24 protein-coding genes are annotated in these 25,259 nt (G+C 70.0%); 8 read left to right on the top strand and 16 right to left on the bottom strand.

Annotated features, from left to right (window positions below; genetic code table 11):
- Window positions 1-270: 270 nt before the first annotated feature.
- The 5 genes from AB0383_RS18820 to AB0383_RS18800 are packed head-to-tail and all read right to left on the bottom strand — an operon-like array spanning window position 271 to window position 5,803.
- Window positions 271-1,293, bottom strand: coding sequence for a hypothetical protein (locus AB0383_RS18820; protein ID WP_366188008.1), 1,023 nt, complete (start codon window positions 1,291-1,293; stop codon window positions 271-273).
- A gap of 42 nt (window positions 1,294-1,335) precedes the next feature.
- Entirely contained in the window at window positions 1,336-2,634 is a 1,299-nt protein-coding gene (locus AB0383_RS18815) for an aldehyde dehydrogenase family protein (RefSeq protein ID WP_366188007.1), read from the bottom strand.
- A 2-nt stretch (window positions 2,635-2,636) separates the two neighbouring features.
- Window positions 2,637-4,142 (bottom strand): CoA transferase, encoded by a 1,506-nt coding sequence (locus AB0383_RS18810; RefSeq protein ID WP_366188006.1) that lies wholly within the window; start codon window positions 4,140-4,142, stop codon window positions 2,637-2,639.
- Window positions 4,139-5,059: a 3-hydroxyacyl-CoA dehydrogenase NAD-binding domain-containing protein gene (locus AB0383_RS18805; RefSeq protein WP_366188005.1), complete on the bottom strand. Its 921-nt coding sequence runs from the start codon at window positions 5,057-5,059 to the stop codon at window positions 4,139-4,141. Before AB0383_RS18805 ends, AB0383_RS18810 begins: the two co-directional genes overlap by 4 nt.
- A gap of 9 nt (window positions 5,060-5,068) precedes the next feature.
- Window positions 5,069-5,803, bottom strand: coding sequence for an acetoacetate decarboxylase (locus AB0383_RS18800; RefSeq protein WP_366188004.1), 735 nt, complete (start codon window positions 5,801-5,803; stop codon window positions 5,069-5,071).
- 83 nt (window positions 5,804-5,886) lie between these two features.
- Between AB0383_RS18800 and AB0383_RS18795 the strand changes: the two genes are divergently transcribed.
- Window positions 5,887-6,651 (top strand): methyltransferase domain-containing protein, encoded by a 765-nt coding sequence (locus tag AB0383_RS18795; protein ID WP_364179992.1) that lies wholly within the window; start codon window positions 5,887-5,889, stop codon window positions 6,649-6,651.
- Here the strand turns inward: AB0383_RS18795 and AB0383_RS18790 are convergent.
- From AB0383_RS18790 to AB0383_RS18765, 6 genes are all read right to left on the bottom strand, one after another.
- On the bottom strand, window positions 6,626-7,345 hold the full coding sequence (locus tag AB0383_RS18790) for an alpha/beta hydrolase (protein ID WP_366188003.1): 720 nt from the start codon (window positions 7,343-7,345) through the stop codon (window positions 6,626-6,628). The genes AB0383_RS18795 and AB0383_RS18790 overlap by 26 nt on opposite strands.
- Before the next feature lie 177 nt (window positions 7,346-7,522).
- Entirely contained in the window at window positions 7,523-7,804 is a 282-nt protein-coding gene (locus tag AB0383_RS18785; RefSeq protein WP_366188002.1) for a hypothetical protein, read from the bottom strand.
- Window positions 7,805-8,371 (bottom strand): hypothetical protein, encoded by a 567-nt coding sequence (locus AB0383_RS18780; protein ID WP_366188001.1) that lies wholly within the window; start codon window positions 8,369-8,371, stop codon window positions 7,805-7,807.
- Between the two features lie 285 nt (window positions 8,372-8,656).
- On the bottom strand, window positions 8,657-10,111 hold the full coding sequence (locus tag AB0383_RS18775) for an NAD(P)/FAD-dependent oxidoreductase (RefSeq protein WP_364179998.1): 1,455 nt from the start codon (window positions 10,109-10,111) through the stop codon (window positions 8,657-8,659).
- The gene (locus AB0383_RS18770) at window positions 10,101-11,567 is read right to left on the bottom strand and encodes an AMP-binding protein (RefSeq protein ID WP_364180000.1); all 1,467 of its coding nucleotides are present in this window, start codon (window positions 11,565-11,567) and stop codon (window positions 10,101-10,103) included. The genes AB0383_RS18775 and AB0383_RS18770 overlap by 11 nt, the downstream gene beginning before the upstream one ends.
- 51 nt (window positions 11,568-11,618) lie before the next feature.
- Complete coding sequence (locus AB0383_RS18765; protein ID WP_366188000.1) at window positions 11,619-12,362, bottom strand: SDR family oxidoreductase; 744 nt, start codon at window positions 12,360-12,362, stop codon at window positions 11,619-11,621.
- Window positions 12,363-12,488: 126 nt separating this feature from the next.
- Here AB0383_RS18765 and AB0383_RS18760 point away from each other — a divergent pair, with 126 nt between their 5' ends.
- Window positions 12,489-13,085 (top strand): TetR/AcrR family transcriptional regulator, encoded by a 597-nt coding sequence (locus tag AB0383_RS18760; RefSeq protein ID WP_366187999.1) that lies wholly within the window; start codon window positions 12,489-12,491, stop codon window positions 13,083-13,085.
- A gap of 54 nt (window positions 13,086-13,139) precedes the next feature.
- On the opposite strand, the gene AB0383_RS18755 is transcribed toward AB0383_RS18760, so the two are convergent.
- On the bottom strand, window positions 13,140-13,970 hold the full coding sequence (locus tag AB0383_RS18755) for an alpha/beta hydrolase (RefSeq protein WP_366187998.1): 831 nt from the start codon (window positions 13,968-13,970) through the stop codon (window positions 13,140-13,142).
- A 261-nt stretch (window positions 13,971-14,231) separates the two neighbouring features.
- Here AB0383_RS18755 and AB0383_RS18750 point away from each other — a divergent pair, with 261 nt between their 5' ends.
- Window positions 14,232-15,806, top strand: a complete 1,575-nt coding sequence (locus tag AB0383_RS18750; protein WP_366187997.1) for a hypothetical protein — start codon at window positions 14,232-14,234, stop codon at window positions 15,804-15,806.
- A gap of 13 nt (window positions 15,807-15,819) precedes the next feature.
- Here the strand turns inward: AB0383_RS18750 and AB0383_RS18745 are convergent, their stop codons facing one another.
- The 4 genes from AB0383_RS18745 to AB0383_RS18730 form a co-directional block, all read right to left on the bottom strand.
- Window positions 15,820-16,488, bottom strand: coding sequence for a response regulator transcription factor (locus AB0383_RS18745; RefSeq protein WP_366187996.1), 669 nt, complete (start codon window positions 16,486-16,488; stop codon window positions 15,820-15,822).
- The gene (locus tag AB0383_RS18740; RefSeq protein ID WP_366187995.1) at window positions 16,485-17,117 is read right to left on the bottom strand and encodes a HAMP domain-containing sensor histidine kinase; all 633 of its coding nucleotides are present in this window, start codon (window positions 17,115-17,117) and stop codon (window positions 16,485-16,487) included. Before AB0383_RS18740 ends, AB0383_RS18745 begins: the two co-directional genes overlap by 4 nt.
- Before the next feature lie 103 nt (window positions 17,118-17,220).
- On the bottom strand, window positions 17,221-17,853 hold the full coding sequence (locus AB0383_RS18735; protein ID WP_366187994.1) for a hypothetical protein: 633 nt from the start codon (window positions 17,851-17,853) through the stop codon (window positions 17,221-17,223).
- 211 nt (window positions 17,854-18,064) lie between these two features.
- The gene (locus AB0383_RS18730) at window positions 18,065-19,582 is read right to left on the bottom strand and encodes a polysaccharide deacetylase family protein (protein WP_364180860.1); all 1,518 of its coding nucleotides are present in this window, start codon (window positions 19,580-19,582) and stop codon (window positions 18,065-18,067) included.
- 180 nt (window positions 19,583-19,762) lie between these two features.
- Between AB0383_RS18730 and AB0383_RS18725 the strand changes: the two genes are divergently transcribed.
- From AB0383_RS18725 to AB0383_RS18705, 5 genes are all read left to right on the top strand, one after another.
- A complete protein-coding gene (locus tag AB0383_RS18725; protein WP_364180857.1) occupies window positions 19,763-20,455 on the top strand; it encodes a response regulator transcription factor in 693 nt (230 codons plus the stop codon).
- A 5-nt stretch (window positions 20,456-20,460) separates the two neighbouring features.
- Window positions 20,461-21,744 carry a nucleotide sugar dehydrogenase gene (locus AB0383_RS18720; protein ID WP_366187993.1) on the top strand — a complete coding sequence of 428 codons (1,284 nt, stop codon included), beginning with the start codon at window positions 20,461-20,463 and terminating at the stop codon, window positions 21,742-21,744.
- A gap of 28 nt (window positions 21,745-21,772) precedes the next feature.
- Complete coding sequence (locus tag AB0383_RS18715) at window positions 21,773-22,756, top strand: NAD-dependent epimerase/dehydratase family protein (RefSeq protein WP_366187992.1); 984 nt, start codon at window positions 21,773-21,775, stop codon at window positions 22,754-22,756.
- A gap of 107 nt (window positions 22,757-22,863) precedes the next feature.
- Window positions 22,864-23,829 carry a glycosyl hydrolase family 18 protein gene (locus AB0383_RS18710; protein WP_366187991.1) on the top strand — a complete coding sequence of 322 codons (966 nt, stop codon included), beginning with the start codon at window positions 22,864-22,866 and terminating at the stop codon, window positions 23,827-23,829.
- A partial coding sequence (locus tag AB0383_RS18705) for a glycosyltransferase family 2 protein (protein WP_366187990.1) occupies window positions 23,826-25,259 on the top strand: 1,434 nt, incomplete at its 3' end. The genes AB0383_RS18710 and AB0383_RS18705, both read left to right, overlap by 4 nt.

Raw genomic sequence — 25,259 nt, 5'->3', positions numbered from 1 at the left:
CAGCCAGCTGGCGACCGGCACCACGACGCCGATCGCGCCCGCCACGGCGTCGGCGGCGGCGAATCAATTCGGTTCGTGAGTGCGCCGCGGTGGTTGCCTGGTCGCTCACCCGAAGCGGCCGGTCACCGCGCGGATCCTGCGGGTTGGGCCACTCGGTTGGGCCCTCCGGCCACGCGAAGCAGGGCCCGCAAAGCCGAGTGCGCCCGGGGCGGTGATCACCCGGGCGCATTCGCCGTTGCGCTGGTCTGCGCGAGGATCCCTTGTGGAGGGTCAGGGCATGGCCGCGGCCTGGCGCGGGCCCATGGCCGCGCCGGCGATGACCAGGGCGGCGCCGACCAGGAGGAGGATCGGGCCGAGGCCCAGGGAGGGGAAGTTGCCCCAGTAGAGGGTCGCGATGCCGACGGCGTGGAGGATCAGCATGACGGCCGCGCGGCCGCTGAAGACCGTGCGGTACCACCAGAAGCCGGAGCGGGTGAGTTCGCGGCTGCGGATGCCCGACAGCAGGAACGCCGAGCGCTTGGCCCGGAGGGCGCCGAGAGTCCAGGGCAGCACCGAACCGGCCGTCGCGGCGGTGATGATGAAGGCGAGGAACTGCACGTAGGTCGCCGCGAAGCCGGAGGCGGCCGCGTTGTCGCCGGCCGCCTTGACGAGGTCGAGGAAGGACATCGTCACCGACTGGGTGCCGTTGGTGAAGGTGATCCACGAAACGCCGAAAAGGGCCACCAGCTCCAGCACCACACCGAGCACCGCCGGGATCGCGCCGAGGCCGGGCAGGGTCAGCGGGCCACCTGCTGGGCCCGGCTGCGACGGGAAGCCCTGCGGCGGCTGGGAGAACTGCTGCTGCGGGGCGCCCCACTGCTGCGGCTGTCCGTACTGCGGGAGGGGTTGCTGGTAACCGGGCTGCGGGTACCCGGTCTCACCGGCCTGTTGCGGGTACCCGGCCTGGCCCGGCTGACCCTGTTGCGGATAGCCCGACGGAGCCGGTTGCCCTTGCTGTTGCGGATATCCGGGCTGACCCGGCTGCCCTTGCGGCTGCGCGTAACCCGGTTGTCCCGCCGGCTGCGGGTATCCCGGTTGGGCCTGCTGCTGCGGGTAACCCGGCTGCGGCTGACCGGCCTGGCCGAAACCTTGCTGCGCCTGGCCGCCCTCGGGAAACCCCGGCTGCGGCTGCCCCTGCTCGGCAAAACCCGGCTGACCCGGCGCGGGATACCCCGGCTGCTGCGGATACCCCGCCGGATACCCCGGCTGACCTTGCGGATGACCCTGCGGTTGCTGACCCCCTGGGTGACTCATGATCCAGGATCGGAGCCGCACCCAGGGGATTCCACCGAGCGCTCAGGACAGTGGCTTGTCGAGCACCGCCTTGACGTTGCTGAACGTGTCGATGGAGTACTTCCCGTGGTAGCGCCCCATGCCGCTCTCGCCGACGCCGCCGAACGGGAGTTCGGGCGCGACGAGGTGCAGCACCGGCATGCCGAACGTCACCGCGCCCGAGGAGGTTTCGGTGAGGATGCGCTGTTTGACCTCTTCGGACCCTGTGAACGCGTACAGCGCCAACGGTTTGTCGCGGCCCGTGATGAAGGAGATGGCGTCGTCCAACGACGAGACGGGCAGCACCGGCAGGATCGGCCCGAAGATCTCCTCGCCCATCACGGGCGCGTCCGGCGCGACCTCGGCGAGCACGGTCGGCGCGATGAACTTGGCGTCGCGGTCGGTCTGGCCGCCGGTGACCACGCGGCCACTGGCCAGAAGGTGAGACAGGCGATCGAAGTGCCGGGTGTTCACGATGCGCCCGTAGTCGGGGCTCGAAGCCGGGTCGTCGCCGAACTTCGCCTGCAGCGCCTCGGTCAGCAGCGGTTCGAGGCGGGCCGCGGTGTCGCCGATGGCGAGCACGTAGTCGGGCGCGACGCACGTCTGGCCGGCGTTCATGAACTTCGTGTCCACGATCCGCTGCGCGACCACCTGAAGATCGACGTCCGTGTCCACGATCACCGGGCTCTTCCCGCCCAGCTCCAGCGCCACGGGCGTGAGGTGCTTCGCCGCGGCCGTCATCACGATCCGCCCGACGACACCGTTGCCCGTGTAGAAGATGTGGTCAAAGTGCTGCTCCAGCAGCTCCGTCGTCTCCGGAATGGCGCCCTCCACCACGGCCACCGCCTCGGGGTCGAGGTACGCCGGCACGTGGCGCGCGATGGCGGCCGACACCGTCGGCGAAAGCTCGCTCGGCTTCACGACGGCGGCGTTGCCCGCGGCCAGCACCCCTACCAACGGTGCCAGCGCGAGGTGCAGCGGGTAGTTCCACGGCCCGATGATCAGCGCGACACCCAGCGGCTCGCGCACCACGCGGCCCTCGGCGGGCAGCAAGCGTTCCGGCAAGCCCGCGGGCTCTGGCGCGAGCCACTCGTCGAGGTGCTCCAGCGTGTCGTCGACCTCGTTGACGATGAACATCAGCTCGGTGCGGCGTGCCTCGGTGGCGTTCTTCGCGAGGTCGGTGTGCAGGGCGGCGAGGAAATCGTCCTCCTGCTCCAGCAGCATGCGCTTCAGCGCGCCGAGCTGCTCGCGCCGCCACGACAGCGGCTTGGTGCGACCGGCGGCGAAAGACTTGCGCAGGCGGGAAACCACGTCCGGGATCATGATCACGACCCTAACCGCGGCAGCCACTCGGCGCGTCCGGACCCGCGCGGCACGAGGATCGTCGAGAACTCACCCGGCGTCTCCGACATGCGCACCTGGTCGGTCACGCCCTGGTAAAGCCCCAGCGGCGTCTCGGCCGTGAACGTCTCCGGGTCGATGTACGCGTGCTGTTCACCGGTGCCCGCGACCGTGCGCGCGTACTCCTTGTCGAACACACCCAGGCTGATGATCCACCACGCGATGCGCGTCAGCGAGATGTGCACGCGGTAGCTGCCGCCTTCGGTCGCCCGGCGCATCAACGCCGCGCAGATCCCGGTCGTGGCGAGCCACGGCACGAGGTAGTCGTTGACCACGCCGATGTGCGGCAGCACGGGCTGGTCCGGCGAGCCCTCCAGCGTCATCATCCCGGCGACGCACCCCGCCGTCTGGTCGAAGCCCACGCGCTGCGCCCACGGTCCACGTTCGCCGTGCAGCGACACGGTGGTGTGGATGATCCCGGGTCGCAGCTGCGCGGCACGCTGGGCGGACAGCCCGAGCCCGGCGACGAGACCCGGCCGGCGGTTGGCGTAGAACACATCCGCGCCCCGCATGAGCTCGTGGACCTTCGCCAGCGCGGTCTTGTCGCGCAGGTAGTCCACTGTGGCCGATCGGACGCCGACGTTCGCCGTCGAGTACGTCACCGGGTTTTCCCACTCGGTCGGGCGCCAGAGGTTCAGCGCGTCGGCTCCGTGCTGCGCCAGCGCGCGCCCGATGGCGGCGCCGGCGATCACGTGTCCCATCCCGAGCGCGCGAACGCCGTCGAGCGGCTGGCGAGCACCTTCGGGCAGCGGCTCCGGATCGGAATCGCCGATCTTCTCGATCTCGATGAGCGGCAGACCGGCCAGCACGTCGCGGTATTGGCGTGTCTCGAGGAACTCTTCCGTGCTGCGCACCATCGGCATCACAAGCCCCGCGTCGGCGCCGGCCTCCTCCAGGTCGAGCGCGCTCCAGCGGGCGACGGCGTTGGCCACGGCGGTCTCGTCGTCGTAGGTGCGAAGAAGCTTGAGCGCGGCGGACTTCAGCTTGGGGTAGATGTTGAGCGGCATCACCCAGCGGCCGTCGCCGGCCCGGTAGAACTTGAGCGTGAACGGGCTGCCCGGGTCGGCCGTGTTGGCGGGCGGCAGGCCGTTGATCAACTCCCACTTCTTGTCGTAGAACGGGCACAGCCGGTGCGGCGCCGTGCGCACGTCCATGCTGATGTCCTGCCCCGGCCCACCGCGGTGGCGCCACAACGCGGCCAGCGCCACGGACTTGGCGACGAGCCCGATCGCCGGCGCCGCGCCCAGCCGCACCGCGCTCGGCACGATCGGGTCCGCGCCGAGGAACTCGACACTGCCCCCACAGTCCTTTTCGGACAGTCCGGCGTCGGCGAGCACTTCGGCCAGCGCGGCGTGGATGTCGAACCGGTCGTCCGCTTCGGAGCGAATGGGGTTGGCGAGCGCTTCGCGGATCCGGTCGGTGACGGTCATCGCTGCTCCTGTCCCGGCGTGGTCCCCAGCGCCCTCATCACGGCGATCTGCTTCTCGTCCCGAGCGTGAGCCAGCTCGTCGATCGTGCCGCCGAAGTCCTCCGACTGCGCGCTCAGCAGCGCGACGGTCGGTTCGTCGAGGTCCGGCGTACCCAGCTGGCCCCAGCGTTTCCGCAGGCCCGGACCCAGGTGTTCGAGGAAGTGCGGCAGCCCGCCGGCCCCGCCGCCGAGGTGGAAGCTCAGGAACGGCCCGCTCACCGCCCACCGCTGCCCGAGCGAGGAGGTGACCACTTCGTCGAGTTGCTGCTCGGTCACCACACCCTCGGCGACGAGGTGCACGCACTCGCGGAAGATCGCGGCCTGCAGCCGGTTCGCGACGAACCCTGGCACCTCCTTCGCCAGCACGATCGGCTTCTTGCCCAGGCTTTCGTAGAACGCGACGGCACGCGCCACGTTCTCCGCCGAGGTCTTCTCCCCCGCCACGACCTCGACCAGCGGAATCAGGTGCGGCGGGTTGAACGGGTGCCCCACCACAAGCCGTTCCGGCTGCTTCATAGCCGTGGCGATGTCGGTGGCGGGAATGCCCGACGTGGACGTGAGCAGCAACGCGTGCGCTGGAGCGTGGGCCTCGATGGTGCCGAAGATCCGGTGCTTCAGGTCGAGCCGTTCGGGGCCGTTCTCCTGCACCACGTCCGCCTCGGCGACGGCCGTCGCGAGGTCCGGCTCGAAGCTCACCGCCAAGTCACGAGCGGGCAAGCCGAGCTCCCGCAACGCCGGCTCCAGCTCCGCCAGCCCGGCGCGCACGGTGTCCTCGATGCCCGGCGCCGGGTCGCTGACCGTCACGTCCAGGCCGCGCGAGGCCATCAGTCCGGCCCACGACACACCGATGACCCCGCCGCCGACGATGGTCGCCTTCATGGTTTCCCCTCAAGCCAGGTAGTCGTGCACGACCGCCAGCCGGCCGAGCGTGAGATCGGTCAGAAGGTGGCTGGCCGACACGATCTCCAGCACCGGCAGGTCGGCCAGCGGCGCGAGCGCGTGGGCCACGAGGTACAGCCGCGCCGGGCCGGTCCACGCGCCCTTGATCGTCACGTCGCTGATCCGGCTGCGCGCGAGCTCGCAGATGCGCGGCCGGCCGTCGTAGCCGGGCACGATCTTGAGCATGAACGTGGGTGCGGTCAGCTCCGCGCGTGCCTGGGCTTCGTCGAGTGTGCGGTGCTTGTACCCCATCGTGGCGAGCGCGACCTGGATCGAGCCGTAGGCGAGCGAACCGACGAGGGTGTCGGAATCCGTGTACAGCCTGGGTTTGCCGAGTTTCTTCGGGTACGCGGCGACCTCGCGGCCGCTCGCGATGGCGGGCAGGCTGTCCACGTACATGCCGAGGGTGAACTCACCGGCCTCGTCGCCGTGGCGCACCATCGCGACCTGGCCGGACTCCGTGTAGTCGCCGAGGCCGGTCACGTCGGGCATGCGCATCACCTCGAACCGCACCAGCGGCTCGTCGACGACCAGCGGCTCCGGCACCAGCGCCCGTAGCGCCACCGGATCCGTCCGATAGGTGATGTTCAGGTATTCGCGGTCGGTGAACCGGTAGGGCCCGCGCGGAAAAGCCGGCGCGGCCAGGGGCGTGGTCAGCTGGGCGAGGACCTCGTCCTCACGCATGAGCGACTTCCCGCAAGATCACGAACCGCAATCTACCTGCGACTTTTCGCTGCCGCATCTCGGTGACGGGCATGATGGGCGCCATGACCGCGCCCGCTTTCGACTACGACGCCGAGCTGTGCCGTTACCAGCCTTGGCTGCGCGCAGCCGTGGCCGTGGGCCCGGAGGACACAGTCCTCGACATCGGGTGCGGCGCCGGCACGACGACGTGCGAAGCAGCGCGGCTGGCGATCCGGGGAAGCGCCCTGGGCATCGACGTCTCGGCGGCTCGGCTGGAGATTGCGCGCCGGCTCGCCGGGGATGTCGCCAATGTGCGGTTCGAACAGGCCGACGCGCAGGTGCACGAGTTCCCGCCCACCGAGTTCACCCTGGCGTTCAGCCGCTTCGGGACGATGTTCTTCGCCGATCCGGTCGCCGCGTTCACCAATCTCCGACGCGCGCTGCGGCCGGGCGCGCGGCTGGTGCAGCTCGTGTGGCAGCGCGGCGATCAGCAGGAGTGGCTGTCCGAAATCAGCCGGGCCGTCGGGAATCCCCCCGTGCCCGACGACAGCCCGTTCTCGCTCGGCGACCCCGCCGTGGTCAGCGAAGTGCTGACCACGGCGGGGTTCACTGATCTGAGCCTCACCGACGTCGCCGAACCCCTGTGGTACGGCCCGGATCCCGGCACCGCCGTCGCCGCGGTGAAGCCGTTGCGCCTGGTCGGCGACGTGCTCGCTCAGCTCGACGACGCCGAGACCGAGCGTGCGCTCGACCGGCTGCGCGAGGTCATGGCCACCCACCAAAGCGCCGACGGCGTGTGGCTCGGCTCCCGCGCGTGGCTCGTCACGGCGTGCCGAGGTGCCGGCTGAAGAAGCGGACGGCGCTGGCCGCCTCGAACCGTGGGAGCTGCTTGTGCTTTCCCGCGTTGGCGTGCACCGTCTTCTCCGGTGAGGCGAAGGCGTCGAACAGCGCGAGCGCGTCTTCCCGCGGGATGTGCTCGTCGTCCCACTGCACGGCGAACTCGATCGGGATGGTGATCCGCTTCGCCAGGTCGACCAACGTCGACGGCCAGAACTGGCCCAGCGCCGCGGCCTTGATGCGGGGTTCGACCGCGATCAGCGGAACACCGATCGCCGTGCCCATGTTGATGCCCCAGTAGCCGACGGGGCCGGGCACCTCGTCCTGCAACGCGTCGAGCGCCGCCTGCCATTCGGGCACGGCACGCGCTGCGAGGGCACCGTTGTAGCGCTCGACGATCGGGCCCACGGGCTTGCCCGTCGCCATCGCCTCCTGCATCAGGTCGACCTCGCGGTCGTCCTCCGCCGAGCGGGGCCGGTCGCCGTGCCCGGGCGCGTCGAGCACGGCGACGGAGAACCCGGCGGCGATGAGCAGCCCGCCCCGACCGGTCATGGCCGGGTGCTTCTTGTGGTTACCACCGCCGTGCCCGAGGAGCACGAGTGGGCCGGGGCCCGCCGTGGGGGTCCAGAGAACGCCGGGGACATCGCCGACGATGAACTCGCGTTCGACGAGACCGTGCGCCGAGGTTTCGGAAGTGAAGTACATGGCATGCCGCCTTTCGGAAGTGCTCTCGGCGCTCCCGGCGACATCTACCGCCCGACCACGAAACTGAGGGGGAGCACCCACATCGATCCACTGAACATGGGTCCCACCTCCTCGAGCCGAATCGCGGTCGGGAGCAAGCTACCGGCCCCGGCGTCCGCTGGGCAAATCGTTTTCGCGCTACAGGCCGGCGAGCCCGTCCGGCGTGCCGACGCCCGTGGGCGCGTCGTACCCGGCGGCGGCGACGCACAGGTAGTCACCGCCGCACTTGGCCCCGCCCGAGACCTGGTCGTCGGAACCGTCGGTGACATCGAAAAAGTGCCCCGCACCGGTGTACAGGGTGGCGGCCGTCGTGGTGCCCGCGTGCCCGGCCCGCGCGATCAGACCGGCGATAAACGGTGCGGAGCCACTCGTGCCGTTCGCCGTCGCCCAGCCACCCGCATCGGTGAAGTAGATCGACAACTACTCGGCGACCGCCGAGACATCGGCAACTGTCCGATTGCGACAGTGCGGATCCCGCTGCCACGCCGGTTTCGCGACGTACGCCGAGCAGCCGCTGCCTCCGGAGAGCCACGCCGACTCCGCGAAGGCGCGGTCGGACGGGTCACGGCTCAGCGTCGTGCCACCGACGGCCACCGCGTCCGGCAGCACCGCCGGACAGCCGGCGGCGGTGAACCCGTCGTCACCCGAGGACACGACGGTGGTCACGCCGGAGTGCTGGTAGCTGCTCGCGAAGGAAAGCGAGTACCCGTTCTCCCGCCCGCCGTAGCTGTTGGTCACGATCTTCGCACCCAGCCGCACGGCGGTATCCTCCGTGGCAGCCAGATCCGGCAATAGCGGACTGTCACCCTCCACCACGAGGATCCGGCACGACGGGCACGCCGCCGAAACCACCGACACGTCCAGTGTGGACTCCAGATTCCAGCCGAAGCTCGAGCCGGGCAACGGAGCCGCGTCGCCGCGCTGGTTCACCTTGCGGAAGCAGCCGGTGTCCGAAGTGCACGGTGGCAGCCCGAGCGGTCGCGCCACCCGCCGTGCCGGTGGCGGCGGTGAGCGCCGCCCCCACGATCACCGCGGCGGTGAAGACTTTGCTCCGCAGTCGCTCGATGTCACCTTCGCTCACGTGCAGACGTCCGCTGGGGAACGGCCGTGGCCTTGCGCGTCACCGCCGCCGACGCCGGTGGCAGCACCGTCGCCGAGACGATCACCGCCTACCGCGCGGACTTCTGAGGGGAGTGTCCACTGTGTTCACCTACGTGAAGGAGCCGGCGGAGGTTCCACCGCCGTTCCGAATTGCTCCGTTCGGCCCAACGCTCAGGTCACGGCGTAGTCCGACGCGCGGAAGTGCCGGGTCCGTCGCCAGAACTCCACGGTGCCGGCCGGCCACAGCACGGTGTTGCGGCCGGACTTCGGGTCCTGGTACCAGCTGCGGCACCCGCCGGTCTGCCAGACGGTGGCGGCCATCCGCGAGTCGAGCCAGTCGTTGAACGCGTCCTGAACCTCGGCTCGCACCTCGAACGCCTTGGCGCGGCGCAGCCGGCGCAGCGCGGCGACCACATAGGACGCTTGCGCCTCGATCATGAACACCTGGGAGTTGTGGCCCAGCCCGGTGTTCGGTCCGACCATGAGGAACAGGTTGGGGAACCCGGCGACGGTCGTGCCGAGGTAGGCCTCGTTGCCCTTGCTCCAGGCGTCGGCGAGCGTGCGGCCGTCGCGGCCCTCGACCTCGAACCGGATGGTCTGCTGCGTGTCGAACCCGGTGCCGTAGATGATCACGTCGGCGGGCACCGCCACCCCGTCGGCGGCGACCACTGCGCCCGGCCGCACGGACGCGACGCCGCCGGAGCGGACGTCGACGTGCGGCTTCGTCAGCGCCGGGTACCACGTGCTGGAGATGAGCAGGCGTTTGCAGCCGATGGTGTAGTCGGGTGTGAGCCGCGCACGTAGATCCTCGTCGGGCACCTGCTTGCGCAGCAGCCGCTTCGCAAGACTGGCGGTCTGCTCCATCGCGGCCGGGTCGGCGACGAACCCGACCGCGCGGCGTTCGTGGATCCAGTACAGCCGGTCGCGCACGTACCAGCGGAACGGCGGGAACCAGCGCGCCCAGAACTTGTGCCGGGCGTCGAACGCGCGGTCGGCCTTCGGCACGATCCAGGGCGGCGTCCGCTGGAATACCGTCAGCGCGGCGACCTGGTCGACGATCGCCGGCACGAACTGGATCGCGCTCGCCCCCGTGCCGATCACCGCCACGCGCTTGCCCTTCAGGTCCACATCGTGGCGCCACTGCGCGGAGTGGAACACCTCGCCGCGGAACGACTCCACACCAGGAAGTTCCGGGAAAGACGGGTGGTGCAGCGGACCGACGGCCGACACCACGAACCGCGCGCGGTAGGTCTCCCCCGTCGCCGTGGTCACGTCCCAGCGCCCGGCGTCCTCGTCCCACGCGGCACGCGTGACGCGTTGCCCGAAGCACAGCCGATCGAGCAGCCCGCGCCGGCGCGCGACGTCGTGCAGGTACTCCAGGATCTCCGGCTGACCGGCGAACAACCGGCTCCAGTCGGATTTCTGCGCGAACGAGTACGAGTACAGCGGCGAAGGGATGTCGCAGCCACAGCCCGGATAGGTGTTGTCGCGCCAGGTGCCACCGAGGTCGTCGGCTGCTTCGAGGACGCGGAAGGAGCGGAACCCGGCCTTGTCCAGCCGCGCCGCGATGCCGAGGCCGCTGAAGCCCGCGCCGATCACGACGACATCGACGTGGTCAGCCGGCATCCGAGAGCTCCCGCTTGAGGACCTTGCCCGACGGGTTGCGCGGCAACTCCGTCACGAACCGCCACTCCACAGGCACCTTGAAGTCGGCCAGCAGCTTCACCGCGTGCTCGCGCAGGCTTTCCTCGCTCGGCGTGCGCCCGGGCCGCGGCACGACCACCGCCCGCACCCGCTCGTCGAAGATCGGGTCGGGCACGCCGACCACGGCGACCTCGGCCACGTCGGGATGCTGCGCGAGCGCGCTCTCCACCTCGAGGCTGTAGATGTTCTCGCCGCCGCGGATGATCATGTCCTTGAGCCGGTCGAGCACGCGGATGAACCCTTCGCCGTCGATCGAGCCGACGTCACCCGTGTGCAGCCAACCGTCCACAAAGGTCGACGCGGTGGCCTCCGGGTTGCCCCAGTACCCCGCGGCCACCACGGGTCCGCGCACGCACAGCTCGCCGACCGTGTCGCGCAGGTCGCGCGGCGGCTCGCCGGGCAGGGCGATCGCGACCTCCACGCCCTCGACCACTGGGCCGACGCTCCACGCGTGGCTCAGGTACTCCGCGCCGGCGGTGAACGTGACGATCGACGTGCCTTCCGTGAGGCCCCAGACGTTGCCCAGCACCAGATCCGGCAGCTGCTCCTTCACCTGCGCGGGGAACGACTCCGGCACCGGCGAGCCGCCCATCACGAACAGCCGCAGCGACGACAGGTCCGCGCCCGCGTCTTCAGCCTTCAACAGGATCAGCCGCAGCATGGCGGCGACACCCGCGAAGAACGTGATGCGCTCCGACGCCATGAGCGCCACCGTCGTCTCCGCCTTGAACGCAGGCGTGAACACGCAGCACGCGCCGTTGGCGAGGAAGCCGATGAACTGCGACACGATCGCGGTGGCGTGGAACATCGGCGCGGCCACGAGCGTGCGTTCGCCGGGACCGGCGCCGAGGCGTTCGCGCACGGTGCCGGCGTTGAACATCAGGTTGGCGTGCGTCTGCATCGCGCCTTTGGGGCGGCCGGTGGTGCCGGACGTGTAGAGCAGGTGCGCGACGTCGCCGGGCTCACTCCGCTGACCCGGCTGCGCGGCCGGGTCGGCGGTTTCGCCGGTGTCGGCCGTGAGCACGGCCGCGTCGACAGCGCCGGGCAGGTCGCGGTCGGTGATCACGAGCTTCGCGCCGGAATCGGTGAGGACGTGCTCGATCTCGGGCTGGGCGAAGCGCGTGTTCACGAGCACGCCGATGGCGCCGGCGAGCTGCACGCCGAAGTAGCTCACGGCGTACTGCCAGCCGTTGGGCAGCAGGATCGCGACGCGGTCGCCGGGCTCCACGCCGAGCTCGCGCAGCCGCGTGGCGACGACGGCGGAGCGGCGCACCATGTCGGCGTGCGAGATGCGGGTCTCGCCGTCGACGAGGGCTTCGCCCGGGCCGTGTCTTCCGGCGACGTCGAGCAGCATGGCGGGCAAGGTTCTGGCGGGCACGGGGATCTCCTGGGTGCTCAGCGGTACTGGATGCTCAGCGGTGACGGGGTCTCAGCGGTAGAAGCCGCCGCGGGTGAGCCCGGAGCCGCCGTCGAGGCGCAGCGCCTGACCAGTGGTGTAGCCCGCGGCCGGGGACAGTAGGTAGAGGACCGAGCCGACGACTTCACCCAGCGTCGCGACGCGGCCCATCGGCACGCCGGCGAGCAGCCGCTCACGGGCCGATTCGGGCATCGCGAGCACCTTGGGCGTCGCGAAGAGACCAGGCTCGACGGCGTTCACGCGCACGCCGTCGCCGCCCCACTCCGCGGCGAGCGAGCGCGTCAGGCCGAGCACGCCGGCCTTGGCCGCCGCGTACGCCGCTTGGCCGGGCAGGCCGTCTTCCGCCGCGACGGACGAGAGGAACACGATCGAGCCGGCAGATTCCTTCAACGCCGGGTAGGCCGCGCGGGCGAGCACGAACTGCGCGACGAGGTTGGCGTCCACATCGGACCGGAACGCGTCGAGCGGGAACCTGCTCGCGCGATGGACGGTGTCGACGATCCCGGCGGCGCCGATCACGGCGTCGAGGCCGCCGAGCCGTTCGACCGCTTCGGCGACGGCCCGCGCGGCGGCGGTTTCGTCGGTGAGGTCGGCGATGAGGTGCTCGGGTTCGGCGGCAACGCGGTCGATACCGACCACGCGGGCGTCGACCTGCGTCAACGCGGCGACGAGCGCCCGGCCGAGACCGCCGGCGGCGCCGGTGACCACCACGCGGCTGCCCGGCCGCGGCAGGGGCGACCAGTCGTGTTCGGTCATGAGATCCTTGTCCCGTGTCGATCGATTGATCGACACCCAGGCTAATCAGGTGGAGTTCGCCTCGTCAACGTGTCGATCGTACGATCGGCACGTTCGTACCCCCACCTCTTCACCGGAAGGAGGGCCTTGGCCAGGAAGAAGTCACTCGACGAGGGGCCCGATCTCCGGGTCCTGATCCTCGAACGCGCGAGTGAGCTGTTTCACGAGCGCGGCTACAGCGCCACGTCGATCCGCGACCTGGCCGACGCGGTGGGCATCTCGTCCTCGACGATGTACCACCACTTCACGAACAAACAGGAAGTGCTGCACGCGATCGTCTCGCGGTTCATGACCGACTTCGTGGACGCGACCGTGCCCGTGCTGCGCGACGAGTCCCTTTCGCCCGGCGAACGCGTGCGGCGGGTCGTGCGCCTGCACCTCGAGCTGAGCGACGACCGGCGCCCGGAGTTGCTGGTCGGCAACCCCATCCGGTACGCGCTCGACCCCGCCCAGCAGGCCGAGGGGATCAAGCTGCAGACCGCGTACCACGACGCTTTCCGCGATGTCCTCACCGAGGGCGTCGCCGCCGGCGAGTTCCGGATCGACGACGTCACCGTGACCACGATGGCCGTGCTCGACATGCTCAACGGCGTGCGCGAGTGGTTCGCCCCTGCCGGCCGCCTGACGCGCGACGCGATCGTGGCGCAATACACCGCACTTGTCGAGCGGCTGATCGGACGATGAACACAGCCCCGGCCGAGGTGGCCGAGGCTGTGTTTTCAGGGTTTCAGCGGCGAGTCACTTGGTGGTCGCGTTCGCGGCACTCACGATGATGTCGGTGACCTTGTCGGGGCGCGAGACCAGCACGGCGTGCGAGGCACCCGGCACGACGACGGTGTGGGCGTGGGCGCGCTCGGCCATCCACTTCTGCGCGGCGGGCGGGATGTTCTTGTCACCGGTCGGGATCAGGTCCCACACCGGGATGTTCTTCCACGCGGGCGCACCCGACGCCTCGCTCAGCGCGGACGCGGCGACCGGGCGCTGACCGGCGGCCATCTGGCGGGCCTGCGACAGCGGGACGTCGGCGGCGAACTGCTTCGGGAAGAGGTCCTGCTTCACGTAGAGGTCGGTCTCCCCGCCGGGGAGGGTGACCTGCTGCAGCGTGTCGCCGAGCGTGCTGCCCGGGAACTTGTTGGTCAGATCGAGCGCGGACTCGCCCTGGTTCGGGATGAAGCCCGCGATGTAGACGAGCGCCTGCACCTTGGGGTCGTTCAGCGCGGCGCTGGTGATCACCGAGCCGCCGTAGGAGTGTCCGACCAGCACGACCGGTCCGTCGACGCTGTCGACCAACGCCTTGATGTAGGCACCGTCGGACGCGACCCCGCGCAGCGGGTTGGCGGCGGCGACCACCTTGTAGCCGCGCTGCTCGAGCCGCGTGACCTCGCCGTTCCAGCTCGACGTGTCGGCGAACGCACCGTGCACGAGCACGATCGTCGGCTTCGCCTTCGCCGGCGCGTGGTGGTCGGCCTGCTGCGGCGCCGCCGACGACGGCACCGCCACGAACACGGCGGCCGCGGCCAACGCGGCGGTCGCGGCGGCGATCCGGGCCAGGCGAGTACGTGTGCGCATCTCTTGCTCCTCGGGAAGTTCGGGCTTCGCTTGCCCTGAACACTACAACTTAATTGTGCGCAATCAAGTTGTGCGCAGTGCGTGAAAGATCATCGTAAGATCCGGAATACCGAAGCCGCCGGCTGACGACGGGGCTCCGCACGGATCCGGACGGGGTAAGACGAGTCCCGACACGGGGGCTGATCGTGGGACTATCCGGACAACTCGGCTAAAGTTGCCGCTCCGTCGGGGTCACAGGTTCGTCCAGCCACGGGGTTCGTCATGACCATCACATCCACGTCCGAAGCAGCCGGCGGCGTCGAAACCGCCAGACCGCGCCGCCGCGCCCTGGTGCTCACCGGCGTCGGCCTGCTCGTGCTGTTCCTCGCCGGCGCCTGGTCGGCGTGGTTCTTCACCATCGACGACGCGTTCATCAGCTTCCGCTACGCCGCCAACCTCGCCGCGGGCCACGGCCCGGTGTGGAACGTGACCGGACCGCGCGTGGAGGGCTTCACCGACTTCTCCTGGGTGCTGTGGTCGGGGCTCGGCTCGTGGCTGGGGCTCGCGCTGCCGCTGTTCACGAAGATGACGTCGCTGGTCTTCGGGGTGCTCACGCTGCTGATGCTGGTGACGACCGGCCACCGCCGGGGCGGACTCGCCGGCGCTCTCATGTCGGGCGGCGCGTACGTGGTCTTCCTGCCGACGTACTTCCACATCACGAGCGGCCTCGAAACGGCCGTGTTCGCGGCCGTGCTCCTGCGCGCGGCGGTGCTGGGCCTGCGCGCGCTCGACGGTGAGCGCGTGCACCCGTGGGAACCGCCGTTGCTGCTGCTCGTGCTCGGCACGCTGCGGCCGGACGGCGTGCTGGCCGCGCTGCCGACGGTGGCCGTCTGGCTGTGGACGACGCGGCGCAGCCGGGCGACGTGGTGGTGGACGGCAGGCGCTGCCGTGGTCGGCGCCGGGTATTTCGGGTGGCGCTGGCAGTACTACGGGCAATTCCTGCCGAACACCTTTTACGTCAAGTTCGGCGACCTCGCGTCCGGCCGGATGTGGACGGAGCACACCTTCTGGCTCCTGCTCCCCCTGCTCGTGCTGACGTTGTCGCTGCTGCTGCGCCGCGCCACCCGCGCGGCCGGCGGACTACTGGTGGCCACCGTTGTGCTGACGTACGTGACCTACGCCGTGTCCGGGCCGACCATGGACTACCTCGACCGCTTCGCGGACCACGGCGTGCCCGTGCTGTGCCTGGGCGCGGGTCTCGGTGCGGCCGCGCTGGGCGGGCGGTGGCTGACGGCACTGACCGGGGTCGTCGCCGTCGGCTGGTCGGCCGTGGCCGGCGCGACGGCACCCGACCTGGGCACGATCGCGAACTACGGGCCCGACCTGCACCGCGCGCACGTGGCGATCGGCAAGGGACTCGGCGCGGCCGACGTGCCGGAGCGCCAGCGCACGCTGGCCGTCGGCGACGCCGGCGCCATCCCGTACTACAGCGGCTGGCAGGCGATCGACTACATCGGCCTCAACGACGCGCAGATCTCCCGCGGAGCCGATCCGACCGAGGTCATCCTGAAGGCGCGCCCGACCGTCTTGATCATCACGTCGGGCGCGCCGCAGATCCCCGAATCCCGTTACGGGGTGCGCAACCGCGAGGTCACCGCCGGGTACCAGGAAGTCGCCGCCGTGCGGATGCGCGCCGACTACTTCCAGACCGTGTGGGTGCTGCCGGAGTGGGCAGACACGGTGCGCGACCACGTGAACGCCGCCGTCGCCGAGGCCGCGCCGTCGAACGACCCCGGGCGGTACGAGCTCACCGTCGACCGGTGGCTCGACCGGCTCCGGAGCCAGCTGCCCGGCTGAGTCCACAAAGGACTTACCCGAGCCGCGCCTCGAACCCGGAAGTCGCCGACGCGGCCGGCACCAGCGCGTGCCGCACCGCCAGCGCCGCGGCCTCCAGCCGCGAGTGGACCCCGAGCTTCACCAGCACCCCCTGCACGTGGCTGCGCACCGTCGCCGTGGACACGCCGAGGCGGCGCGCCATCGTCTGCGTCGTGTCGCCGTCGATGAGCATCGCGAGGCACTGGCGTTCGCGGCTGGTGAGGAAGCGTTCGCGGAGGTCGACCTCGCGCGAGCGGTCCGCGGTGGGCGCCGAGGTGCGCATCGGGACGTCGACGAGGGTTTCGCCAGCGATCACGCGGTCGATGGCGTTGATGAGGTGCTCCACGCCGCACGTCTTGTGCACGTAGCCGGCCGCGCCGGAGCGCAGGGCGTCGGCGACCGCGCCGTTGCCGGGGCTGGCCGTGAGCATGATGACCTTGGTGCCCGGGCTCGCCGCGAGCGTCGCCGCGACGCCGTCTTCCACAGGGCCGGCCCCGAAGTTGCGGTCGAGCAGGCAGACGTCCGGACGCGTCTCGCGCACGGTGTCCACCACTTCCGCGAGCGTGAGGGCGGTGCCCACCACCCGCATCCCGTGCCGTTCCAGCAGCCCGGCCAGTGCTTCGAGAAAAACCTTGTGGTCGTCACCCAGGACGATGCTCGTCATTCGTGCTCCCCTTCACTCAGGTGGCTGGGGAAGACGATCCGCACGCACGTGCCCTCCGGTTCACCCGGACCGACCAGGGCCTGCGCACCCGACGCCTCGGCGAGGTGCGCGACCGTGACCAGGCCGAGCGACGCCGTGCCCGGCGGGATGCGCCCGAACCCGGGCCCGTCGTCCGTGATCGACACGGTGACCGGCGAGTTCGCCGTGAGTTCCACGCGTACATGACCGTCGGGCCCCGCGGCGCGTACCGCGTTGCCCAGCACGTTGGCCAGGATTCGCCACAGCACCGTGCCGTCCCCGCGGACGGCAGCGGCCGCTCCGTCCTCGAGTACCACCGAAGGCTCACTGACCCGATCGGCCAGCTTCACCAGCTGCGTCAGCAACGGCCGCAGCGGCACGATCTCCTCGTGCGTCTCGGCTGCCAGCGCGTGGGAGACCAGCGTGCGCAACCGCGAGACCTGCTCACCGATCAGCTCCACGCCGGCCACGTCTTTCAGTTCCGACTCGACCAGGTAGGTCAACGTCGTGATCTCGTGGCCGAGATCGTGCAGCACTCCCCACAGAGCTTGAACGGTCCGATCCTCGCTGCGGCGCCCGGTGGCCGCCCGGCGTTCCGGCACGGTTTCCATGGCTTTTTCCCTCGCCTTTACCTTTTCCCCGACCGAAGGGAGTCGTCCGCGATCTTGGGGACGTTACTGGCGCATAACCCAGGCGTCGGTGAATAGGCGGGAATCAGCTCTCGTGCGTGACACCGCTCGTGGTGACGATGATCTTCCAGGGTCCCCGTGGCACTGCTGCGTCGTCGACGAACTGCCAGTCGATCCGATCGTTCTCCCCGTCGAGCTCGGCGAATCCGAGGCATCCGTTCAACGCAGGTGAGACGTCCATTCCGGCCCCGTTGAAACGATCATTCGCCGGCCGGGCATCGTCGGTGCCGAACACGTACTTCGCGTCGTCGTACCGGCCCGGGCCCGCGTCCTGGATCTGTCCGTAACAGACCTTGCCCGCGTGGCGGATGCGTACCCAGCGATTTTTCAAGAGGCTGAAGCCTGGATCGGAAACCCGTGCGGAATAGCGTTCGTCAGATGCCCACGGAACCACTGCGGCGCGTTGGCGATTTGCCACCTCGTCTCCCACATCGTCGTAAGGGAGGTCGAGATAGAACGGATTCTCCTGCGGTGTCATGCGCGTGGGAAAGAATCCGTTGGCCGCCGTGCGCGGTTCGGTCTCGCACTTCCCGCGCGTGACCACTCCGTCGCAGCCGCCGAAGTGGTCGAGCCACCGGTCGTCGTAGGCGGACTCCACTTGGCTGCCGTCCTCTGCGTTCGGGTCGAAGATCTCGCCGACCCAGAACGTCGTCGCCACGATGTTCGTGTGCCAGGGGTAGGCCGAGGGGGCCGAAGGCGGGACGACCGGTGCGGCCGAGGGCGGGTTCGCCGGCGCGCCCGCCCCAGGGGAGTGGACGGGCGCGCCGGTGCAGGACGCGGTGGTCAGTACGGCCGCCAGACCCCACACCGCGTGCCTGATCCGGGTCGCTGCCCGGCGGCGAGCGCCGGGCAGCGACGGGGAACGGGCGTCAGTCACCGGGCTCCACGGGAGCGATGACCTGCCCGGGCTGCGCGCCGACCAGCGGCTTCGCGTTGCGGCCGAACGTGCCGGCCTTCGAGGAGTTGCGGCTCGTCACGCTGAACCGCTGCGGACCCGTGGTGGACGCCTGGATGGCGGCCGCCGCTGCCGAGCCGGTACCCGCGGCGAACGAGTAGTCGTCCGTCGTCACCGAACCGTTGGCGATGAGCGAGAGTCCGAAGCTCAGCCCGGTCGCACCCGCGGGCGCTGCCGGAGTGGTGAACGTGCCCTGCGTCCAGTTCGACGCCGCCGCGAGCCACGGGCCGGACGTCCAGTACATCCAGAAGCCCTGGGTGTTGCGGTAGTACAGCGCAAACTGCGTGATCGCCGTCGACTTGTACCAGACGCCGACCGTGTAGGTGTTGCCCGCGGCGATCGTCGGGGTACAGGCTCCGAGGTCGAACGCCGGCAAGAGCTTCGCGTCGCCGTCGGTGTAGTTGGAGACGTCGAGCCTTTGCGCGTAAGTACCCGTGTGCTTGTCCGTGGTTCTCGTCCACGTCGGCGTGTTGCCGCCATAGCCGCCCGGCATGTAGCAGTCGGGGAACCCGGTGCCGCTGGTCGAGGTTTCGAGCGACGTGTTCACCACGCCGGTGTTCGTCGACGCCGGTGCCGTCACGACCGGCTTCGTGGCGCCACCGATCGCCTGTTGCATGGTCTTCACCGTCGTGCCCACGCTCTTGCGCCCGTTCAGCCACGAGAGGAACTGGTCCAATCGCGAAGTGGAGATGGACAGTTCGTCACACCCGGCGCCGTCGCAGACGTGGTGGAAGGTGAAGGTGAGCAGGCCGCCATTGGTCTCGGCCGCGGTGACCGCGCTCTGCATCTGGGCCAGGGTCCAGGTGTTGTCATCCTCGTCGAGCGCCTTGATCTCGTACGCGTCGGCGGGTTTGGTCGTGTCGGCCGCCGGACAGCCTGCGCAACCGTGCGCCGAAGCCAGGTCGCCGAGACCGCGGGCGCTGTTGAAGCCGCACGCCTTCACGTTGTTCTTCACCGAGGTGTTCAACGCTGCGTACGGGTACGCGAAGCTGGTCACGGAGAAGCCCATCGCGGCCAATGAGGCGCGGCCGTTGCAAATCTGCCGCTTCGCCTCGTCAGCAGGCACCGTGGTGAGGTCGGGGTGCGTCACCGTGTGACCACCGATCTCGTGCCCGGCGTTCTTGATCGTGTTCAGATTCGCCTGCGTCAGATAGTTGGGCGCGCCGACCGAACCGCTGATGATGTAGAACGTGCCCTTCATGTTGTACTTCTGCAGGATCGGCAGCGCGGTCATCTGATCCGAGTTGCCGTCGTCGAAGGTGAGCACCACGCCCAGCGGCCGCGCCAGCGACGCACTCGCCGTGGAACTCCCCACCGCCAACGCGGGCAGCACACACAGCAGCGCGGCCGCGCAGACCGCGAGCCGCGTGCGTGCCCGCCGGAAGTCCAATCCCTTGCGGGCTTTGCGGTGTTTCCGCGTACTTCTTTCCATGGGTGGCCACCAAAATGATCGGGGATACCTCAGCTGACCGTAGGGTCAACACCCGGCACCCGGATCCCCCTAAGGGACGAGCCCGCCTACCGCAAATGCCGGACCTCCGTCATCTGCATGAGCCGTCTTTCGCACAGCTGGCTGAGGACAACCGGTTTCAGGGCCTGTTTGCTGTGCGGCGTGGACATCACCCGTCTGTTCCTGATCGAGGACCACCGCATGGTGGCCGACGTGCTGACGTCGAGCCTCGCCGCGGTGCCCTGGATCAGAGTGGTCGGCACGCGCGCCACCTCCGATCCGACGCTGCGCTCCGCGCTCATCGCACAGCAGCCGGACGTGGTGACCGTGGAGCTGGAGCCGCTCACCGACGTGCGTGAGCGGATCCGAACCTGGCGCGCAGCGGCGCCGACGGCCCGCTTCGTCGCCCTCACCGCGAGCCGGGACCGAGATCTCGCGGTGGGCGCTGCCCACGCGGGGATCGACACCTGGATTCCCAAGGAAAGTTCGCTCGAAGACCTGCTGGACCGCGTGCGCGGCGCTCGCGCCGGGCACGCGTGGTACCCGCCGGAGCTGCTGGCCGTGCTGTTCGATCGGTTGCGCCGCGACGGCGCCACCCGGCACCGGCCGGCTTCGAGCCCTCTCGACGTGCTGAGCGAGCGTGAACGCGAAGTGCTGGTGGCGATGGTCGACGGCGACCGCAGCGACCAGATCGCGGCACGCCTGCAGCTTTCCCGCAACACCGTGCGCACGCACACCCGCAACTTGTTCCGCAAGCTGAAAGTCCACAGCGGACTGGAAGTCGTCAAGATCGCCCGAGCTGCCGGCATCGAGCCCCAAGGCGAGGCGCCGATATGGAAAGGGGAAATCCCTTGACACTCATGGCCGAATCCCCCCTCAGCGAGACCGAGGGCCTCATCTCCGTCGCCATCGTCGGCATGGGCTACGTGGGTCTGCCGACCGCGTTGGGCCTGCACGCCGACGGTGCGCGTGTGCTGGGTCTCGACACCAGCGCCGACCGGCGCGAGTCGATCCTGGCCGGCGAGCCCGACCTCGTCGAGGCCGACCTCGCGCGCCTCGTCGTCGCGCGCCGGGACGGCCGGTTCGAGCTCACCGGCGACCCCGCTCGGCTGGCCGAGGCCGACGCCGTGATCATCTGCGTCCCGACGCCGCTGGACCGTTATCTGACACCGGATCTGGGCCCGCTCCGGGCGGCGTGCCGGTCGGTGGTCGAGCACGCCCGCCCGGGCCAGACGCTCATCCTCACCTCCACCAGCTACGTGGGAACCACGCGCGAGATGCTCGTCGAACCCTTGCAGGACCGGGGTCTCGTGATCGGCGGCGACGTGTTCGTGGCGTTCAGCCCCGAGCGCATCGACCCCGGTGTCGCCGAGCACACGCAGCAGAGCACGCCCCGCGTCGTCGGCGGCTGCACGCCGGCGTGCAGCCGCCACGCCCGGCGCGTGCTGCAGAAGCTGACGCCGCTCCTGCACGAAGTCTCCTCGGCCGAAGCGGCGGAGCTGACGAAGCTGTACGAGAACTCGTTCCGCGCGGTGAACATCGCTCTGGCCAACGAATTCGCCGGCATCTGCTCGACGCTGGAGCTCGACCCGATCGAGGTGACGCGCGCGGCCGCCACGAAACCGTACGGGTTCATGAGTTTCTACCCCGGCCCCGGCGTCGGCGGGCACTGCATCCCGTGCGACCCGCACTACCTGCTGTGGCAGCTGCGCGAGGCCCACGGCGACGCGCCGTTGATCAGCCAGGCCATGACGTCGATCGCGCACCGGCCCGGCCAGGTCGCCGACCGCGTCACGGCCACGCTCTCGGCCGCCGGCCGCGGGGTGGCGGGCGCGCGGATCGTGGTGGTGGGCGTGACGTACAAGCCGGGTGTGCGCGACCTGCGCGAGTCGTCGGCGCTGGAGATCATCGAGCGGCTGGCGGCCGGCGGGGCGAAGGTCGAGTACCACGACCCGCTCGTGCCGGAGCTGAAGCTGGGCCAGCGCTCGTACCAGAGCAACCCCGACCCGCACGGCACGGACTTCGACCTCGTGCTGATCCACACCGTCCACCCCGGACAGTCCTACGACTGGATCGAGCACTGCCCCTTGGTGCTCGACGCCACCTACACGTTCGACGCGGCCCCCCACCGCGAACTGGTCTGAACAACATCCACGAGAAAGGGCGTACCCCATGCGGTGCTTGGTAACCGGCGGGGCCGGCTTCATCGGGTCCCACCTGACCGAGCGGCTGCTCGGCGAGAACCGCGAGGTGGTGGTGCTGGACGACTTCAGCACCGGCACCGAGCAGAACCTCGCGGTCGTCGCCGGCGACCCGCGGTTGCGGATCGTTCGCGGTTCCGTGTGCGATCAGGCCGCCGTCGAGTCGTGCATGGAGGGGGTCGAGCAGATCTACCACCTGGCCGCGGCCGTCGGCGTGTTCACGATCATGCAGAAGACCCTCGACAGCCTGCGCACCAACCTGCTGGGCACCGAGGTCGTGCTCGACGCGGCGCTGCGCCACGACGCGCGCATCCTCGTCACGTCGACCAGCGAGGTGTACGGCAAGAACACCTCGATCGGGCTGAAGGAGGACGACGACCGCGTGGTCGGGTCGCCGTTGAAGAACCGCTGGTCCTACGCCGAGGCGAAGGCGCTCGACGAGACGTTCACCTACCTCTACGGCAGTGAGCTCGGCGTGCGGACGGTGCTGGTGCGGCTGTTCAACACCGTCGGCCCGCGCCAGCGCGGCCGCTACGGCATGGTGGTGCCGCGGTTCGTGGACCAGGCGCTGACCGGGCAGCCGCTGACGGTGTTCGGCACGGGCCGGCAGACGCGGTGCTTCTGCCACGTGCTCGACGTGGTGCCCGCGCTCGTGGCGCTGCTGGACGACGAGTCGGCGCACGGCCGCGTCTACAACCTCGGCAGCCCCGAGCAGGTGAGCATCGAGGAGCTGGCGAAGCTGGTGATCTCGGCGACCGCGTCCAACAGCACGATCGTTCGAGTTCCGTACCAGGAGGCGTACGGCGCAGGGTACGAGGACATGCAGCGGCGGGTGCCGAACTGCGCGCGGGCGGCGCAGCAGGTCGGGTTCCGTGCTGTGCACAGCCTGCGGGAGACCATCGACGCCGTCATCGAGGACCGGCGGGCGCAGCTGCGGACCGCCGTCGCCGGTTGATGACGCGCCGGACGTCCCGGTCGCGTCACCGCGTCCGGGTCGCCGTGCTTCTCCTGTGTGAGCTGCTGGTGTTGACGTTGTTGCGAGACGGAGGAGCGCGCGCGGCCGTGCAGCCGCACACGATCGCGGCGCTCCCCTACTGGAACCTGGCCGGAGGAACCTCGACGGTGCAGGCGCACGAGTCGCAGGTCACCGAGGCGTCGCCGTGGCTCTACGGCCTCGACGCCCAGGGCCGGCTCGTCGCGCAGTCTCAGCGCACGGACGATCTCACGCGGCTGCGCGCCACGGGAGTGGAGATCACGCCGACGATCGCGAACGTCACCGAGGGGCGCTGGCATCCGCAGATCGTGCAGACCATCCTGCACGATCCCGCGGCGACCGCGCGGCACATCTCGGACATCGTGGCGCTGGTCGTGCAAGGGGACTTCTCGGGAGTCGACATCGACTACGAGGAGCTGCGCTCGACCGACCGCGCCGCGTTCACGGCGTTCATCACGCGGCTGGCGGATGCTTTGCACGCCAACGAGAAACGCCTGTCGGTGGACGTGTTCGCGAAGACCACCGACGCGGGCTACGACGAGCGCAATCGAGCGCAGGACTACGCCGCGCTGGGCCGCGCCGTCGACCAGGTGCGGTTGATGGCGTACGACTACCACTGGCAGACATCGGCGCCGGGCCCGATCGCGCCCGAGGGCTGGGTTCGCGACGTGCTGACGTATGCGACGTCGCAGATCCCGAGGGCGAAGATCGTGCTGGGCGTGCCGATGTACGGCTACGACTGGGTGGGCCACAACGCCGTGCCGGTCACGTGGGTGCAGGCCTACGGGCGGTCGCGGGAGTTCGGGGTGCCCGTCGAGTGGGACGGGTTCAGCGAATCGCCCCACTTCTCCTACACCGACGCCGCCGGGCAGCGGCACGACGTGTGGTTCGAGAACGCCTACAGCGCGTCGATCAAGTTCTCCCAGGCCCGGCAATTCGGGATCGGCGGGGTGTACCTCTGGCTCTTCGGCACGGAGGACGACCTCGTCTGGTCGAAACTCGACACCTACTGGACTCCGGCGGAGGCGCGATGATCCCCCTGTGGCTGCTGGCAATCTTCGTCTTCGGGGTGAACTTCACCCTGTGGGGCACTGCCGGTCTGGCGCGCGCGCTCGAAAACTGCATGCGGTCACCACAGCCGCCGTGGCCGTCACCGGTGCCCCGCGCGCGGCCCGCCCGCGTGCACCGCTCGCGCGTCGCCGTGCTCATGGCCGCGCACAACGAGGAGGTGGTGATCGGCGAGTCGCTGGCCGCCATCACCCGCCTCGTGCCGGCGTCGAACGTCCACGTCGTGTCCGACGGCTCCACCGACCGTACCGTCGAGCTCGCCCTGGCATGCGGTGTGAACGTCACCGAGACGCCCAGCAACGTCGGCAAGGCAGGCGCGCTGGAGGAAGGCGTGCGCCACTTCTCCCTCGCCACCCGCTACGACGCCGTGCTGCTGCTGGACGCCGACACCCGCCTCGACCCGGACTACTTCGATGCCGCCCTCCCGCAGTTCGACGACCCCGACGTGGTCGCCGTGGCCGGCTGCGCCGCCACCGACTGGTCCGCCTCCCGCCGCGGGTTCCCGGCGTTCCTGTTCACCGCGCACCGCGCACGCATTTACGCGCTGCTGCAACGCCTCCTCAAGTTCGGCCAGACCTGGCGCCGCACCAACGCGACCCTCATCGTCCCCGGCTTCGCCAGCCTCTACCGCGCGGAAACCTTGCCGTTCATCGACATCAACCCCCCGGGTCTGGTCATCGAGGACTTCAACATGACGTTCGAGGTCTACCGCAAACGCCTCGGCAAAGTCGGCTTTTCCTTGAAGGCCATCGCCGTCACCCAGGACCCGGACGCCTTGCGCGACTACGTCCGCCAGACGCGCCGCTGGGCCCTCGGCTTCTGGCAAAGCGTCCGCCGCTTCCGCCCGAGCGCCGACCTGTTCAGCTTCATGCTGGGGCTGTACGTGCTGGAGCTGGTCCTGGCCAGCCTCTTCATGGCCTTGCTGCCATTGATGGTCGTGCTCTTGTTGCTGGCCCTCATCCCCGGCTTCCTGTCCGTACCGATCGCGGGCGACCTGACCTTGGCGATCGGCCACTACGTCAACCTCCCGACCATCGCGTTCGGCATCCTCGTGCCGGACCTCCTCCTCACCCTCGCCGTCGTCCTGACGGAACGCCGCGCCCGCTACCTGCTCATGGCGCCCCTCTACCTCCCCCTCCGCTGCCTCGACGCCTGCGTCGCCCTCTGGACCCTCCCCCAAGCCTGGCGCGGCAGCTCCGGCCGCTGGCAAAGCCCCACCCGCCGCGGCACCGACATCTCCGCGGCCCCGGACCTCGCTGCAATCGGTGCGGGTGCCGATGCGGATGTGGGCTCCGGCGTGGGCGTGGGCGTGGGTGCGGGCTCCGGCATGGCGGCGGGCCTGGGTGCTGCCGCGAGTGCCGGAGTGCCAGGAGGCACCGAAGTCGGTTCAGGCCTG

The organism is Amycolatopsis sp. NPDC051373 (genome assembly GCF_040689465.1).
Lineage (GTDB): Bacteria > Actinomycetota > Actinomycetes > Mycobacteriales > Pseudonocardiaceae > Amycolatopsis.
Note: the sequence above shows the minus strand (reverse complement) of the source record. Positions and strands in the feature narration are given on the sequence as shown.